General features: G+C 66.4%; 11 protein-coding genes. 1 reads left to right on the top strand and 10 read right to left on the bottom strand.

Features of this window, described 5'->3' with window-relative positions:
• Positions 1–196: 196 nt before the first annotated feature.
• Entirely contained in the window at positions 197–1198 is a 1002-nt protein-coding gene (locus VF167_15875) for a sulfotransferase (GenBank protein HEX6926902.1), read from the bottom strand.
• Positions 1199–1833: 635 nt separating this feature from the next.
• Here VF167_15875 and VF167_15870 point away from each other — a divergent pair.
• Positions 1834–4173 carry a right-handed parallel beta-helix repeat-containing protein gene (locus tag VF167_15870; GenBank protein ID HEX6926901.1) on the top strand — a complete coding sequence of 780 codons (2340 nt, stop codon included), beginning with the start codon at positions 1834–1836 and terminating at the stop codon, positions 4171–4173.
• 119 nt (positions 4174–4292) lie between these two features.
• Here the strand turns inward: VF167_15870 and VF167_15865 are convergent, their stop codons facing one another.
• The 9 genes from VF167_15865 to VF167_15825 form a co-directional block, all read right to left on the bottom strand.
• A complete protein-coding gene (locus VF167_15865; GenBank protein ID HEX6926900.1) occupies positions 4293–5633 on the bottom strand; it encodes an O-antigen ligase family protein in 1341 nt (446 codons plus the stop codon).
• The gene (locus VF167_15860; protein ID HEX6926899.1) at positions 5630–6940 is read right to left on the bottom strand and encodes a hypothetical protein; all 1311 of its coding nucleotides are present in this window, start codon (positions 6938–6940) and stop codon (positions 5630–5632) included. Before VF167_15860 ends, VF167_15865 begins: the two co-directional genes overlap by 4 nt.
• A 25-nt stretch (positions 6941–6965) precedes the next feature.
• Positions 6966–7913, bottom strand: coding sequence for a hypothetical protein (locus tag VF167_15855; GenBank protein HEX6926898.1), 948 nt, complete (start codon positions 7911–7913; stop codon positions 6966–6968).
• An 85-nt stretch (positions 7914–7998) separates the two neighbouring features.
• A complete protein-coding gene (locus tag VF167_15850) occupies positions 7999–9132 on the bottom strand; it encodes a hypothetical protein (protein ID HEX6926897.1) in 1134 nt (377 codons plus the stop codon).
• A 149-nt stretch (positions 9133–9281) separates the two neighbouring features.
• Positions 9282–11702 carry a polysaccharide biosynthesis tyrosine autokinase gene (locus VF167_15845; GenBank protein ID HEX6926896.1) on the bottom strand — a complete coding sequence of 807 codons (2421 nt, stop codon included), beginning with the start codon at positions 11700–11702 and terminating at the stop codon, positions 9282–9284.
• Positions 11703–11707: 5 nt separating this feature from the next.
• The gene (locus VF167_15840; protein HEX6926895.1) at positions 11708–12346 is read right to left on the bottom strand and encodes a polysaccharide biosynthesis/export family protein; all 639 of its coding nucleotides are present in this window, start codon (positions 12344–12346) and stop codon (positions 11708–11710) included.
• 125 nt (positions 12347–12471) lie between these two features.
• A complete protein-coding gene (locus VF167_15835) occupies positions 12472–13278 on the bottom strand; it encodes a WecB/TagA/CpsF family glycosyltransferase (GenBank protein HEX6926894.1) in 807 nt (268 codons plus the stop codon).
• Positions 13279–13315: 37 nt separating this feature from the next.
• Positions 13316–14317, bottom strand: a complete 1002-nt coding sequence (locus VF167_15830; GenBank protein HEX6926893.1) for an NAD-dependent epimerase/dehydratase family protein — start codon at positions 14315–14317, stop codon at positions 13316–13318.
• 99 nt (positions 14318–14416) lie between these two features.
• Entirely contained in the window at positions 14417–15970 is a 1554-nt protein-coding gene (locus VF167_15825) for a sugar transferase (protein HEX6926892.1), read from the bottom strand.
• Positions 15971–16361: the final 391 nt, after the last annotated feature.

Genomic DNA, 16361 nt, shown 5'->3' with positions numbered 1-16361 from the left:
ACGGCGGGATGTCCCGCATCCATATCGGCGCCGGAGCGGTTCTGAGTAGCCGCTCTGGCGCCTCATTAGCCCTAGGGTATCTAACCTCAACCCCAGGCTGCTCCACGCCCGCCGAGCCGTGATGCGGGTGTGTAGAGGGCGCCAGGGCCCAACCTTGCGCTTTGCGGAGGCCGGCCCGGGGGAGCGAGGCCGGACCTCAAGAAGGGGCGGCGGGTGCGGTAGTGGACCAGGGAACCGGGCGGCCAAGCAACTCGGCGAGGCATTCGGCTTCGCCGGCGTACACGCGCGAGAGAAGCTCCCCCGCGCGCGTATCCATGCTCGGCTTGGGCTTCACCTTGAGCATCCTATCGCGCGCGGCGGCGCGGACCCCTCGCGGCACCAGGATCCGCGCCGCGGTGCGCGCCATGCCGCTGCCGAGCAGCACGCGGCCCAGGGAGGTCGGCTCCGCGTAGGGGTTATGGATCTCGAGCTCGACCTGCTCGGCGAACTCGGGATCCACCCCGAGGAAGCTGAAGGTCTGCCGCAGCGCCGCCCGCGGATCGCGGATGAACTCCTCGAAGAACAGGACGAGCACCTGTCCTGGAAAGAACTCCAGGTAGCGGCGCACTTGCTCGCAATAGCGCCCGAGATCCACGTACAGGCTGGAAACCCCCCAGCCCTTGCGCTCCGCCCGCAGATCCTCTTCGATCGCGGTCAGGAAGGGCCGCTTCTCGTAGCCCTCCCGGACGTCGTTGAGGTAGTGTGAATAGGCCCTCTGTACCGGCTCCCGCAGCATGATGATGATGCGGGTGGCGGGATTGAACTCCCGGATCCGCCGCGGCGTCTCCTCATCCCAGAGATACGACGTGCTGGCCTCGCCAATGGCCCGCTCCGCGCGGACGCCTGAAAAGAGAGCGAGGTAAGTGGCACGATCCGGAATGTGCTTATAGAACGCCCGCTTGGCCGGATCGGGACGTACCTGTGAGAAGTGGTGCGGCTCCTTCTCCACGGGCATGAAGACGTCCGGGTGCTGCTGTAGATAGTGATACAGCGAAGTCGTTCCCGCCTTCGCCGCGCCCACCACCATGAAGTTGGGGGCCTTCTCCATCGCTCCTCTCCGCAACGTGCGGGAGTCGTCCGCCGGCCGCACCTCCCCCGGCGGGCGGTCGCCCCCCGACGAGGGCGCGTCCGTGGAGGAAGAGTTGCTGGTCCAATTCATCGCTCAACCCGTTCTATGGCCATCGGCATGGCCCGTTTGTCGAATGCGACCCAGTACGCTCCCGCCTCTCCCACCTCGCGTGGCGGAACGATCGGTCCTCACCGCCACCCACCCGTCAAGGCCCCGACAGCCAGTGCTGTGACATGTGAGGACAGTATCTGCATCACGCCGGCACGATCTTATCGGCTTGCAGATCTCCCCGGTTCTCTCACTTTGCGACGGCATCTGACGCATCGTCGATCCGCAGTCAAATCATAAGTAGTTGCTATAAAGCCACTTACGAAAACCCGACGAGACGGCACGCGACTCGCCATGAGGCGAGTCGGTTGCTGTCAAGTGGGATCCGGGAAAAGCCCGGAGGCGCAGTGTTGAGGTACTGACGGAGCACGCACGTCAGGCAAGCTCGGCCGCCCAGCAACGTAAAACATGTCTCGTCTGTTTAGGGACATCTGCTGAGCGCGCCGGGCTCGTTGGCTCGGTGCGCCGAAGAACAGAGGTACGCGCGACCAAGTCGGGTCGCGCTTCACGACGCACCGATTCCTCCAATGATCAGGACACGCTGGACCAGACTTCACGATCAGCGGAGCCGTCGCTCCGCTTTTTCGCAGCCCGGAATTGGCGGGGGGGTGGCCAAGATGCGCGCAGTCCGCGGCAGGGCCGCGGCCGCCCTTCTGGCGCTGCTCTTCGGCGCCTGCTCCGATTCGCCGCTCGCTCCCGTGCCGCAGGAGCAGAGCTCCACGCTCGCGGACTCGGGCCTCATCACCTACATCGAGGCGGCCTCCGGACGCCCGTACGCGGCGGCCGAGGGGCTCGCGGACGGCGCCCGCGTCTACATCGACCGGACGTACGTCTACAAGAACGTCCCTGCCACGCTGAAGGGGCTGACGTACATCCGCACGGCGAATGGCGACCAGGCCCTCTCCGGCTCCGGCACCTTCCTCACCTTCGAGCTGACGCGGGACGCAGTGGTCTACGTGGCGTACCACGGGCCGGCCACGCCGAGCTGGTTGCATGAGCTCGGCTTCCGGCCGACCGGTGACAGCATCGTCGTGGCGAAAGCGGCTGAGGAGAACGCCTACGCCATTTATGCCGCGACTTTCCGCGCTGGCACCATCCGCCTGGGGACCAACCGGGCCGACGGCGGCTCCGCCCAGATGTATACGATTGCGGTGAAACCGACCTACATCGGCTCCCTGGTGGGCGGGGTGACAGCGCAGTCCGGGCGCAGCTACGAAGTGGCGTACGGCCTCACTCAGGGCGCCAAGGCCTACATCGACCGCGCATATACGTACACCTACGTCCCCGTTGCCCTGGAGGGCGCGCCGTACCTCCGTACCGCCAACGGAGATCAGTTGTCGACCGGCAACGCTTTCCTCTCCTTCCAGCTGGATCGCGAGTCGGCCGTCTACGTGGCGTTCAACGGCACTAAAGTGCCGGCCTGGGTCGCCGAGCTCGGCTTCCAGGCCACCGGGGACAGCGTGGTCATCACCAAGACCCGCGAGCAGAACACGCACCTCCTCTACGGGAGGACGTTCCAGGCCGGAAAGGTGGTCCTGGGCGGCAATGCTGGAAGCCTGGCCGGGGCTGAGATGTACACCGTGGTCATCGTGCCGCTCGCCCAGGCCGTTCCGGACGAGCAGGCGGCGACACAGCCCGGGGCGACGGAGCCGACGAGCCCCGTCGAGATCGAACCCGCTCCTCAGCCCAGCGCGTACGCGGCCGTGCTCCAGGGGATTCGTCCCCGCGGCTTCGGTCAGGGAACGTATTCCCTGCTCTCTCCGGCGGGCGGCACGACCTACTACGTCTCGCCCAACGGCGACGACGCGAACCCGGGAACGCTGAGTGCGCCGTTCCGCACCATCAACAAGGCGGCGCAGGTGGCGCAGGCTGGTGATGTCGTCACCATTGCCGCCGGGACGTACCGTGAATCGGTCTCGGTCCGCAATGCGGGGACTTCGGAGCGGCGGATCGTCTTCCAGGCGGCCGAGCGCGGGAAGGTGGTGCTGACCGGTGGGTCGTACAACTTCGCACCGGCCCAGTACTATGGGGGGGTGAAGCAGGACGGGGCGGTCTACGTGACGCTGCGGGGCCTGGTGTTCCGCAACTATGCCCCCGAGGAGCCGAACATTCGCTACCGAGCCGCAGTCGCCGCGATCCGCGGCTGGCGCATCGAAGACTGCCTCTTCGATGATGCGGGCTTCAGCGGGCTGGACATCCGTGGTGATTCGGTGACCGTCGTGCGCAGCACCTTCGAGAACCACCACACGCTTGCGCTTACCGCCTCCGCGGCGATCGACAAGCCCCTGCTTCGCTGGATCACGCTCCAGGACGCGGTGCTGCGCCACAACAACAACCGACCGGACCCGCTGTACGGCGACAACTCGATCAAGGTGATGAAGTTCTATCACACCACCGGCACGCTGGTCGACAACGTAGAGAGCTACGAGAACAACGGCCCGGGGATCTGGTTCGACACGAACAACACGAACTTCACCGTGCGGAACAGCTACCTTCACGACAACTTCAACGAGAGCGGGCACGGCCTGTTCATCGAGGTGAGTCACGGGCCCGGGCTGGTCGAGAACAACGTCTTCGCCAGCAACAGCGTCGCCGGCGTGACGGTGGCGAACAGCAGCAAGGTGACCTTGAAGGGCAACCTCTTCGTCGCAAACCCGCACTCGGTCAAACTGGTGTACGCGGATCGTGGCAGCGCCTATCCGCTGAAGGACGTGGCGATCACCCACAATTTCTTCAAGGGGTGGGTAGCCCGCTCCAACATTCACCCCGGCGGCGCGAAGATCACCACGCCGGCCGACATGAACGTGACGGCGGATTACAACCGCTACGAGAAGGGGTCGGTGATCGAGATGACCTACTGGAAGCACACCGGATGGATCCGCACCATCGCGGACATGCGAGCGAAGCTCGGATGGGAGGCGAACGGGTCCGAGGGAACGGTCAACTCGCCGCTCTGAGAAGGCGGAAGCTCCGCCCTGCTCGGGAGGATTCGCCCGTACGGCACTGGCGCCGTACGGGCGATTCTCTCGGGGGAAGCAGCGATTCATCAGACCCTACCAGTCCGCTGCGATCCCGCTCAGACCGGCGCCGCGGAGATCCATCGTCTCTCCGGGCCGACACCATTCGAACCCGCTACCGTCGGCTCCCAGAGCCCCTCCCGCATCAGCTTCTCCCAGGTCGCCGGGATCAACGCGCACATCGACCAGAAGGTGAAGCCGATGGGGCCCCCCTGCACGCCCTCCGTGTTCGTCACCGACATGACGAAGGTGATGAGGAAGAGCCCCAGCACGGCAAAGACCAGCGACGACGATCGTCCGAAGAGGAGGAGCCGGGCCGAGTAGGCGATCAGCACCGCGTAGAGGGCGAAGAAGAGCAGCCCACCCACCAGGCCACCGCCCACCAGGATCTCCACAAAGGCGGAATGCGCGTTGCCGAGATTCTCGTTGTACTGCGGTCCGAGCACCCGCGACGCGGAGTAGTAGCCGAGACCGATCGCCGGTGACTCGCGCATCATCGTGCCGATGAGGTGGCTCCAGAGCGGGATCCGATCACTCATCGTCGCGAGGCTCTGTTCCTCCCGAATCGCGTACTCGCCTCCCGCCTCCAGCAAGCCGAAGAGCGCCGCAACCAGCGTGGCGATCGCCGCAAAAGCGTAGAATTTCCGGATGGGCCCCGCGTAGCGGAAAAGCAGCCCGAGCAGTGCGGCGAGTATGAAGCCGCCGAAGGCGGTCCGGGTCTGCGCGGCAATGAGCAGCACCGCAAACAGGACGGACGCGGACAGGAAGACCCAGCGCCTCAGTCGCACGGTGCCGGTCAGGCAGAGGGTAAGGCCCATGGCCGCCAGGGCCCCGGACGGACCGATCAGATCTCCTCGCACCCTTCCCCGCCGCACCACCAGCTCCGGCATGAACGCCCAGGCACAGAGAATGGCGATGGTGAGGAGCAGGCACCCCCAGAAGAGATGACGCACGTATGCGTCCGGCCCGTACAGCTGCACGTAAAGCCAGCTGAATACCACCATGACCACGAGCTGGTAGACGGCGAAGGCAGTGAGGCCCGGACCGGGGGCGACAAAGACGCCCGCCGCCAGCACGAGGGAGAGAACGATCCCGAGGATCTGCGGAAGCGACATCCGCGGCACGATCCCGCGGGAGACCAGGAACGGGTAGAGCCGGTAGAGGATCCAGATGAGGCCGGCTGCCCAGACGAACAGACGCAGGAGGACGGCAGCGTCGGTCTCGCCGCGCAGAGAGGCGGTGGCGTCACGCACGCGCAGCCTGGGCGGCCCGGAGAAGAGCATCAGGAAGACCGCCAGATCGATCCAACCCGGCCGGGCGAAGCGCATGGCGGCCGGAGCCTCGGGCCACTGCGCGAGAGGCTTGGTGCCCGCGAACCGGTCCGGCGCGTGCGCGATCATCCTCGTACCAGCGTGGCATCGCCGCTGACCGGATGCACCGCCTCCTCGTCCGGCCGCGGACGTTCGCTCTCGGGCTCGTACAGGCCGCGGAGCTTCATGTGGAAGCCGAAGCCCCGCGCGACGGTCATGATCATCAGTCCGAGCGGCATCGCGAACGAAGCTACCATTCCGGCGATGATCGCCGTGACGACGCAGCGGAAGAACGCACCCACTCCCTCGATGACGGTCAGCGCGACCACGCGGTCACCGCCGAGCAGCTCGTAGCGGTAAGGGAAGAGCAGGACGCTGAATGTCTCCGCAATGATGGTGGCCGCCGCGAGCCCGGAGATCATGTAGCCGTTCGGCAGAATGGCCGCGAGCGGATTCCACGGGACATCCGCGCCCGCGACCAGCAGGTAGAGGAGGCCGCACGCCCCCATCAACTTCAGGTACAGGCGCGAGGCATGCCGCGCGATCGGAAGCTGCTTCTTCTGGGCCGCCTCGATCGAGAGCGGTCGAAGCACCGCGGAGATGCCGGCCGCCAGCACCGGCAGCGGCCGCGAGATCACGCGGGCCGCCTCGGCGAAGCCCAGCGCCTCTGCGCCGGCCAGGTGTGTGACCAATACCGAGGCGACAAAAACGCTCGCAGGCCCCAGCAGTCCCCCGACGAGCAGCCACTTACCCGAGATCACGAGGGCGGACAGCTGCAGCGCTGGGGCGTCAGGAGGCTCGGACCTCGCACTGAGCCCCAGCATCGCTCCCCCGACGGCCAGAGAGACCAGGTTCGCAACGGCGAGCGCCCCGAACGGAATCCAGGCCGCCGGCACCTCGAGACGCACCGCGACCACCACTGCTAGCGCCGTCATCGCGACCTGGATTACAGAGATCGCTGTCGCAAGCCAGGATCGCTCGCCGATATGCAGCATGCGGCGAAGGTGATCCTGCACGGGCGACAGGAAGGTGCAGATCGCGGTGGTGACGGTAAGCGGAAAGATCGCAGTCGTAGGGATGTCGGCCGGTGCGGCGAGGCTCCAGAAGGAGACCATGACCGCCGCCGCGAGCGCCGGCAACAAGCCGAGCGAGAGTGTGCGGCCGATCAGCGACAGCCGCGCTTCGGAAGCGTAAGTAACGGCCGCGATTTCCGCCGGTACGAAGACGAGCTCGCGGGGCAGGATGACCAGCAGGTTGAACGCGGCGAACGCGAGCGCGTACCCGCCCAGCAGCGCCGGGTCGAAGCTGTGAATCGCGAAGAGGCCGACGCCGAAGGTGGCCAGCGACGCCAGTCCGGAGTCGATGACTCCAGCGGGGATTCGGGAACGGGCTTTCATCGTCGCCCCACCGTGTACCGCATGCTCACCTCGATACCCGCCCGACGGGCACGCCATTCCCCAGGCCGGCCTGCGTCATCGTCTCCAGCGCCGCCATCATCGCCGCGTCGAGCGCCCGATCACGCTTATGGGACCCCACCCGCATGGGGATACGCGCCTTCCAGAAGGCCACCGCCTCGTGATACTCCTCCGGGAGGGTCGGCCAGGACGTCTCCCTGCCGGTGACGGCGGCGCTCGCCCGGTAGAACACCTCGTCCGCGCCAGGCGGGGCCCAACCCGCATCTTCCCAGTCGTAGAGATAGAGCTGCCCGCTCGGCATCTCTCGCAGATTCCAGGGGGTCAGATCACCGTGCATGGGCCGCCAGTGGGCTGGCACCGCCCCGCGGTCGAGCGACTCGAGGACGTCGGCGATCTCGCCGACGATCTCGCGAACCGGTGGGCGACGGGGGACACGGTGTGCAGCCGACGGCAGGGGTGCGGACGCCAGGTAGTTCCAGTCCCCATAGCCGCCCAGGCCCAGGGGCTCGGGCACCGCAAAGGACCGCGGCCGGGCACGCCAGACGCGGCTCACCACCTCCTGTTCAGCCTCCAATGAAGCCAGCCCTCCGCGCCGGACTTTGGCGAATGCTCTTGGCCGTCCATTACGCAGCAGGAGGGCGGCAAACCCGGTGCGGGTGCTCTGGGCGCGCTCCGCCACCACCACCTCATCGAAATCCGCGACCTCCCGACGCCAGAGGGCGCACAGTCCTTCCCAGGTCTCTGGCTCCATGGGGGGCCGCCAGAGTACCGAGCGGCTGGGGATGGCGGCCGCGCCGAACAGTCGCAAGAAGAGGTGGGCCGCGCGGCTCATCCACACCGCGCGCGGTCGGCACGGCGCGTACAGGACGAGGGCGGCGATGGCCGCGTCGCGGGAGGTGACGGGAACCTTGATGTGGCCCAGGCCCGGCGGAAACTCCTTGAATCGCAGATCCAATCCTATGCCTGCACGGATAGGGGTACCAGCGCCAGCCCGGAGGTCGCGCGCGAGCATACGCGAAACGGTGGCGGCGAATGTCGACTCAGCCACCCGCGGCATGCAAGCTGAACACCGCATTCATCCCGTACGGCTCGAGATCGATCTCCTTGAGGCAGACCTTGCGTTCCAGGTCGTAGCAGGCAATCCGTGTCGGCAGGATCCTCCGGAAGCCGTTCACCACCCAGCTGATGTTCTCGCGGAAGCGAGTGGGGCGAAGGCGGGAGAATCCAACCCAGATCCGGGCTCCCTCCACGTGAAGACCGCGACACCACCCCAGCAGCTCGCCTGGGGCGCTCATGCGGTTGAGATCGTGCACCTCCTGGATCTTCAGAGTCGCCTCGTCCACGATCACGATCTTTCCGTCCACGGTGGAGAAGTAGAGGCATCCATCGGCGCTCACTCCGTCGTGCACGCGCTCGAGACCGATGTCGATCCGCTTGCCGGGATCGGTCAGGCAGATCGCGTCGCGCTGCTCGAATCGGGTGACCCAGATGTCCTGACCTACATAGAAGACGTGATTCGGGTGTGACTGGTGCGGCTTCATGCTCGGCACCAGCCGATAATCGACCGAGGTAGAGAAGCGCGTCCAGACATCGGTCCCCAGAACACTCCACTCCCGCAGCACCTCTCCTTCGAGCGATACCTCCATCACCATGTCCAGCCCGGTGTTGGCCACCAGCAGCGTGCCCTCTGGTGTGGGCCGAACGTGGTGTACGTCGTGGAAGCAGGGGAGTGAGATGTAATGCAGCCGCTCCATCTCGGGCACGCTGTAGACCATCACCTCGGTCTGCGTGCACAGGTAGAGGCGCCCGTCGACCAGGGTGCCCTGCTTGAAGAGGATGGGCGGGTTGTCAGGAGCGCAGACTTCAGGGGGCGAGACGTACTCCAGCGCCGTCTGTATCGTCTCGTCGGCGGTGCGGACGTAGAGCACCACCCCCTTCCGATAGCGATACCAGGGCTGCAGCCCTGCGTGTAGCGGCCGCAGGGCCTGCTGCTGGCCGCCGACCACGAAGAGGTCCGGCAGGGATGTCTCGAGCTTTCGGGCGCCCGCCCGGATTCCGTCGGGGCCTGGGAGGAACTCCTCGCGCTGCGCATCTACCCGGGAAGCGACAGCCGCTTCCGGTGCCTCTGCGCCGTTTCCCGAGCTTACTGGCCGATGTGACGATGCAGCACGCATTAGCTCGATTCAGAAATACCGATCGTCGACCCGAACCCGCGCGGTACGCGGGCCCCGGGGGTGACCTTCGAACTACCCACGCCAGGACGGTTCATGACCGCTTCGCGCGATCGGACGACGGAACGAGTCGCTTGCATCCGTCGCCCGGCCTAGCCTAGCTGCGCCGCGTTACCGTACGAATACCGGGGATAGTAGACCCCGTAGCGCGGCAACTCGGCATCCGGATCGTTGAGTACCGCCCCCACCACGTGTCCGCCGGCAAAGGCGAGCTGCTGCATCGCCTCCTCGGCCGCCTGGCGCTCCGTGGTCCCCGCTCGCACCACCATCAGCACGGCATCTGTCTGCGCGGCGAGGATGGCGGCGTCGGTGGCCGCGAGAACGGGCGGGCTGTCTACCACGACGAGGTCGTAGCTGTTCCCCAGCTCCACGAGAATGTCGCGCAGGGATGGGAGTCCCAGCAGTTCGGCGGCGTTCAGCGTTCGCGCCCCCGCCGGGATGAGGCGGAGCCCGGGGCAGGAGGTAATCCGGACCACGTCCTCGAGCTCCCGCTCGCCGGTGAGAACCTCTGCCAGACCGGGCTCCTGATCGGTGGACAGCACGCGGTGAAGCCGCGGGTTTCGGAGGTCGGCGTCGATGAGCAGGATGTTGAAGCCCTGATGCGCAAAGGACGCAGCCAGGTTGGCCGCCGTAGTCGTCTTCCCCTCCGCCGGAGATGCGCTGGTCACCACCAGGGTCTGAATCGAGCTGTTCCTCGCGGTGAAGATCAGGTTGCTCCGCAGAGTTCGATATGCTTCCGCCGCTTTGCGCACCGCCTCGGCGTTGATATTCCCGGTGCCTCCGAACGCCGTTCGTCGGGAGCCTTCGGTGATCGCGGACGTCAGCCGCCTCAGGCCGCGATCGCCATTGATCTCGATCCGCGGGACGACCCCGAGCTGCGGTACCCCGAGGACGCCTGCAACGTCCTGGGGACGCCGGATGGCGGTGTTGGAGGACTCTGCCACGAAAGCCCCGCCCGCACCGAGGAAGAGTCCCAGCACCAAGCCGATGGCCAGCTTCAGGGGCCCGTTGGAGCCCGTCGGCTCGGAACCGGGCGCATAATCGATGATCTGGACACGCCCCGCCTCCACCGCCTGCGCCATGCTGGCTTCCCGCAGGTCGGCGCGAAGCTGCTCCAGCGCCCGCCCGGCGCTGTTGACCCGCTCGAGCAGTCGTTCCTCCGTGGCCGCCAGGACCGGAAGCGGTTGCGCACGGGCCCGGCTGCGAGCGCGGAGCTCGTCCACCGAGGCGAGCTGCGCGGAAATCGACGCCAGGTGGCTCCGCGCAGCGTCGAGCAGCTTCGCGCGCGTGCTCGTGATCAACGATTCGAGCCGCCGCACCTCCGGATCCTGGCTGGTGCTCCCGAGCGGTCCTGCGGTCAGCTCCTCACGCTGCGCCTGGTACTGGATGAGCTGGGTGTAGAGCTGCTGAATCGCGCCGTTCGAGGCGATCTCCGGGGTGGCGAGCAGCGTCCGGAAAGCTCGCTCCTGCTCCTCGCCCTGCGCACTGGTGGCGGTGGAGAGCAGGTCGCTGAACATGCGACGATCGGCCGCCAGCTCTTCCCACCGCTTGTCGAGATCCTCCAGCGTCTGCTGCTGATCGCCGATCCTCCCCTCCGAGAAGAAAAACTGACTCTCGGCGCGGAAGGCGCTCAGCTCCTGCTGTGCGGCGGTGTGGATTGAATCGACCTGTCGGAGCTGCTCCTCGAGGAACTCCACCCTGCGCGTGGAAATCTCCTGGGCGACCCGCAGGTCGTAGTCGCGGAAGGCATTCACGATCGAATTGACCACCCTCTGCGACAGCACGGAGTCGCGCGAGGTAAAGGTCACGTCGATCACGTCCGTTCCGGTTCGCGGCGCCGCCGACAGACCCTCGATGACCCAATCGACCGCTGTCTCCTTGGTGCGCACTTCCAGGGTCTCTTCATGACCCGCCGGCGCGCTCGCCGCGATCGTCAGCTGGATGTCACCCAGGTCTACGGGCGAGCCGACGGGCACCTCCATCTCCCTTCCACCCCGTTCGACCACAGCCCCGTCGCCTACGAAGCGAAGAGTGAAGGTATCCGGCGCGGCACTGTCTGCGACCCTGACCCCGGCAAGATACCGGCTGGGCAGCTTGGTATCGGCGGAGACAAGGCGCAGGCCCTCCCGATCAACGACGTCCCCGAGCACCGTCCGCCCCTGGAGCACCTGCACCTGCGACAGCAGCTCGTCCGTGAACTTGCCGATGGGCTGCGCATCGGGGTCGCTCTCGATGCCACCGGCGATGGCGCGGCGTACGTCGGCCAGCCGGACCAGAGCGCGCGCCTCGTAGGTGGGAGGACGCAGGTACACCCACCAGACCACGGGCAGCATGGTCAGGGCGGTGATCAGGAGGATCAAACGGGCGTGATGCCGCAATACTGCGAAAAGGTCCTTGAGCGGCACGCTCGGGACCACCACCGGCGCCTCCAGGGGACGGCCCGGGCCCAGAGCCGCGGGTGCCGGAGCCCACGATTCGTCACCCCATCGCCCGTACGACCGATTCTCAGACATACGCGCTACCACTTTCGCAGCATGATGTTCGCTACAGCCGCCGCCGCGCCGATGATGCTACCGAACGGAGCGATGTAGTCGCGCAGAATGGAGACCTTGCGCGGCATCATGATCTGGTCGCCGGACCGGATCGGCTGACCCGCCAGCCCTTCCTCGGGGCGGGTCAGATCCACCGTGTGCTGCTGCCCCCCGCGCCACAGGACGACCTGGGTGACGTGCCCTCGCTCGGTTGGCCCGCCCGCGTTCATCACCGCTTCCGCGATGGTCGTCTCCGGCGGCAACCGATACAGCGAAGGGTTCCGCACCTCACCGCCCACGCTGACCTGGAGCAGCGGCTCCACGAATACCCGTGGCTCCTGCTGGTAGACGGATACGTGAGATCGCACCAGCTCGGCGACCTCGTCGAGCGGAACCCCCGCTACGTTGATCTCCATGTAGAACGGACTGCCGATGTGGCCATCCGCGGCAATCTGGAACTCGCCGCTCAGCTCCGGCTTGCGCCACACGACGATCCGGACCGCGTCTCCCGGCTGGAGGACGGCTGGCGGTGCCCCGGTGGCCTCCACCCGGGTGGCCTCCTGCGCCCCGATCCGGATGGGGAGGAGCGTCGCGATCGCCAGCAGTAGACCGATCATTCTTCGCATAGCAGGAACTCGACTGCTGCGGGTAACCCGTAACAACGAGTCGTCACCCGTCGGGCGACAAACTCACACACTCCGAACCGGTCTCCAGCTTCGCGAACCCCCTCTCGCCCCCATCCGCCCAGTGGTCATCGCTCGGCCAGATCGTAGTGCACCAGACCAGCGGCCTGGAGCAGGATGCGCCAGACGAACCGGGGGTTGTTCACCAGATATCGCTTCCACAGCCGGCGCGGCTCGGTGCCGAGCCGGAACAGCCACTCCAATCCGCTCCGCTGCATCCAGAAGGGCGCCTGTTTCTTCAACCCCGCGTGGAAGTCGAAAGCGGCTCCCACGCCGATCAGCACGGGAGCCCTGACCCGACCGACATGCGCCGCCATCCACCGTTCCTGCTTGGGAGTGCTGAGACCCACCCAGACGATGTCCGGCTCGGTCGCGTTGATCCGGTCGACCAGCGTCTCGTCTTCCTCCGGCGTCAACGGCCGGAACGGGGGTGAGTAGGTGCCCACCACACGCAGACCGGGGAAGCGCTTTGAGAGGCGCTCGGCCAGAAGCTCCGGCACTCCTTCAGCGCCGCCGTAGAAGTAGTGCCGGTACCCCCGCCGTAACGACAGCTCGCAACACGCCAGCATCAGGTCGGGGCCGTACACCCGGTCGACGTGCCGGCGTCCGTTCAGCCGACTGAGCCAGACGAGCGGCATACCATCGGGCGTGACCATCCCGGCCCGGTTGTGGATCTGTCGCAGGGCCTCGTCGGCCTGGCTCTCCATCACCCCGTGCACCCCGGACACGCAGACGTAGTGCTGCTCGCCCCGGGCGATCCAGCCCTCGATCGTTCTGAGCGCCAGCTCCATGTTGACGGCGCTGACGCCGACGCCCAGAACATTCGTCCGTTCGATGATCGCGCCTTCCGGTGCGGCTGCCAGGTCCAGGCTCATCGCTCCCGATTGCTCGCCGGCGAGTGCCAGAGGGCGCTCATACCTGGACCGCGATCTCCGCCTCGACCGCGCGCCCGCGCTTCGCTACCTGCTCCTCGATCCAGCGGTAGGTGCGAGCGATCCCTTCCTCCAGGCTGATCTGTGGCTCCCAGCCGAGCACCTCGCGCAGGCGGGTATTGTCCGAGTTGCGCCCGCGCACGCCCTGGGGACCCGGGACGTGAACCTTCTCGATGGTGATGCCGGCCGCATCCGCGACCATGTCCGCCAGCTCGTTGATGGTGATCAGGCGGTCCTGGCCGAGGTTGAGCGGCTCGTGGTAGTCCGAGCGCATGAGGCGGTAGATGCCCTCCACGCAGTCGTCGATGTAGCAGAACGACCGCGTCTGCTCACCATCCCCCCAGATCTCCACCTTCGGATTCCCGGTGAGCTTGGCGACGGCGACCTTGCGGCACATGGCAGCAGGAGCCTTTTCACGACCGCCGTCCCAGGTGCCTAGCGGCCCGAAGATGTTGTGGAACCGGACCGTCCGGGTCTCGAGGCCATAGTCCTCGCGGTAGTGGGCGCACATGCGCTCGGTGATGAGCTTCTCCCACCCGTAGGCATCCTGCGGCTGAGCCGGATACGCGTCGTCCTCCTTCAGCGGCGTCACGTTGGTCTCCATCTGCTTGTACTCGGGATAGATGCAAGCAGAGGAGGTGTAGAGGTAGCGCTTCACGCCGTTCTGTCGGGCCGCCTCGATGGTGTGCGTGCTGATCAGGATGTTGTTGTGCAGGATCTCGGCGTGGTGCGAGGAGATGAAGCCCATCCCGCCCATGTCCGCCGCAAGCGCGTAGACCTCGTCAATGCCCTCAGTCGCCTTGAGGCACTCCGGCCAGCGGCGCAGGTCCGCGATCAGGAACTCGTCCGCGGCAGTGGGCGCGAACTCCGGGTATTTCAGGTCCACCCCGCGTACCCAGTAGCCCTTCTCCTTCAGGTAGTTCACGAGGTGGTGGCCGATGAAGCCCCCGGCACCAGTCACAAGCACGCGCTCCTTCATCATGGCTCTCCTAATTAGAGGTGCGGGTTTCGTAGTCCCTTGCCGGGACACACTGCCGCCCGCGGCTGCTGCCGCAGGAAGTCGCGAACGTCGGCATCCACATCAGGCGGCCCCGGTCCCCTTGAACACCGCCGGAATCGTTCGCAACAGGATCAGAAAGTCGAGACGCAGCGACCAACGATCGATGTAGGCGAGGTCCAACGTGACCCAGTCGTCGAACCCCAGGTTGCTGCGACCGCTCACCTGCCAGAGGCAGGTCAGGCCGGGCAGGACGCTGAAGCGGCGCATCAGCCACGCGTCCTGGAAATGATTCACGTCTCGCTTGGGAAGGGGCCGCGGCCCCACCAGCGACATGTCGCCCTTCAGCACGTTGAAGAGCTGCGGGAGCTCGTCCAGCGAGGTTCGCCGCAGGAACCTCCCGATGGGGGTGATGCGGGGGTCATCGCGGATCTTGAAGACGGGCCCGCGTGCCTCGTTCAGGTGCTCCAGCTGCTCCTGCATGGCCTCCGCGCCGACGGTCATCGTCCGGAACTTGTACATGCGGAAGAGCCGCCGGTTGTAGCCGTAGCGGTCCTGGGCGAAGAACACCGGCCCGGGACTCGTCAGCTTGATCAGCAGCGCGATGATCAGGAGTAGCGGCGAGAGCAGGATCAGACCCGCCCCCGCGAACACCACGTCGATGAGTCGCTTGACGATGAGCCGGATGTCGTCCTGCACGACTTTCAGGGCGATGACCGGCGCGCTGGACGAGGGTTCGTACTCCGGCCGGGCCAGCGAGAACTGGAAGAGGTCCGCGGGGAGACGCGACTCGATTCCGATCCGCTCACACGTGGCGATCGTGTCCTGGATGCGGCCGTAGCACGAGCGGATCGGCAGGGCGATTCGGACCTCGTCGACCCGATATTCGAGCAGAATCCTCTCGAGGTCGTCGAGCGTCCCCAGGATGCGCTCCCGTACTTCGTCGGCCACGTCGACGCCGACGTCACTGGAATCCACGAAGCCGACGACCTCCTGGCCTGCCCGGGAGTCGGCGAGGAGGCTTCGGTACAGGTTGTAGGCGCGCGGGCCCGTTCCCACGATGAGGATGTGCCGCGGCATGCTCCCGCCCCGCAGCGCAATCAGGAATCGCGAGGCATGCCGAAGCGCCAGCGTCCCCCCGCTGGCTGCGACGAAGAAGACCGCCGCGGTACTGAGCCGATAGGCATCGCCTTCACCGGTGAAGAGAAGGGCCAGCGATGTAAGGGTGATGATCGTGTAGGCGCCCAGAACCCGGGTGGCCTCAACCCGGGGGGTGGTGATCTGGGCCGGGTCGTACAGGCCGAAGATCGAGAAGATCAGCGGCCAGATGACCAGGAACAGACAGAGCAGAACAACATTCAGAGGCGTGATCCGGACCGTGATGAACTCTCCCAGCCCGGTATCGCGCAGAAAGGGGTTCGTCAGCAGAACCGCGCCGAAGAGCGCCGCCACCGCCACCCCGAGGTCCGCCGACCGCCAGATCTCTGAGGTCAGGCGGCTATTGTGCCAGTACCGTCGGAGTATCCTCGACCGCCCGCCTGGAGGAGTCTCTTCCGGCGCAATGCGCGCCTCGGCCTCCAACACCTGTGTTGAACGCGCGGGGATCTCGGTAGTCCGAAGACCGCTGACTGGAACCATTGCTCGGAGGATCCTCATCACGATCGAACACGGAACCGGGCCTTCCCGGTTCGGAACACCGAATCCCGCACTGCTGCGGGACTGCCGCCATCTCCACGCGGCCCGCTGGCGATCATCGCCGCCGTGCAGTCGGCCCGCTCCACAACCGCAACCACCCTCGCTCCCGCGCCGTCAAACCGCGGGGATGGAGAAAAACGACGCAGCGGCCGAGACCGCTCAGCCCGGCCGACTGACCGCTAAGACGATGGAGTGAGAGGTCAGGTCACATCCTTTGTTCGCATGGAATTGACACGTAAAAGATGGTTCCAGCCCTTCCGCACGGCGGGAAAGCCGGGCCTGCGTCGCATTCGCACCCGAAAACACGTGATGGCGGGGGGTGTCGGCGAATGGT

The organism is Longimicrobiaceae bacterium (assembly GCA_036375715.1).
Taxonomy (GTDB): domain Bacteria; phylum Gemmatimonadota; class Gemmatimonadetes; order Longimicrobiales; family Longimicrobiaceae; genus DASVBS01.
Note: the sequence above shows the minus strand (reverse complement) of the source record. Positions and strands in the feature narration are given on the sequence as shown.

Coding starts and splice junctions, on each gene's coding strand:
- VF167_15875 (HEX6926902.1), bottom strand. CDS start 1,198: ATGAATTGGACCAGCAACTCTTCCTCCACGGACGCGCCCTCGTCGGGG.
- VF167_15870 (HEX6926901.1), top strand. CDS start 1,834: ATGCGCGCAGTCCGCGGCAGGGCCGCGGCCGCCCTTCTGGCGCTGCTC.
- VF167_15865 (HEX6926900.1), bottom strand. CDS start 5,633: ATGATCGCGCACGCGCCGGACCGGTTCGCGGGCACCAAGCCTCTCGCG.
- VF167_15860 (HEX6926899.1), bottom strand. CDS start 6,940: ATGAAAGCCCGTTCCCGAATCCCCGCTGGAGTCATCGACTCCGGACTG.
- VF167_15850 (HEX6926897.1), bottom strand. CDS start 9,132: ATGCGTGCTGCATCGTCACATCGGCCAGTAAGCTCGGGAAACGGCGCA.
- VF167_15845 (HEX6926896.1), bottom strand. CDS start 11,702: ATGTCTGAGAATCGGTCGTACGGGCGATGGGGTGACGAATCGTGGGCT.
- VF167_15840 (HEX6926895.1), bottom strand. CDS start 12,346: ATGCGAAGAATGATCGGTCTACTGCTGGCGATCGCGACGCTCCTCCCC.
- VF167_15835 (HEX6926894.1), bottom strand. CDS start 13,278: ATGAGCCTGGACCTGGCAGCCGCACCGGAAGGCGCGATCATCGAACGG.
- VF167_15830 (HEX6926893.1), bottom strand. CDS start 14,317: ATGATGAAGGAGCGCGTGCTTGTGACTGGTGCCGGGGGCTTCATCGGC.
- VF167_15825 (HEX6926892.1), bottom strand. CDS start 15,970: ATGGTTCCAGTCAGCGGTCTTCGGACTACCGAGATCCCCGCGCGTTCA.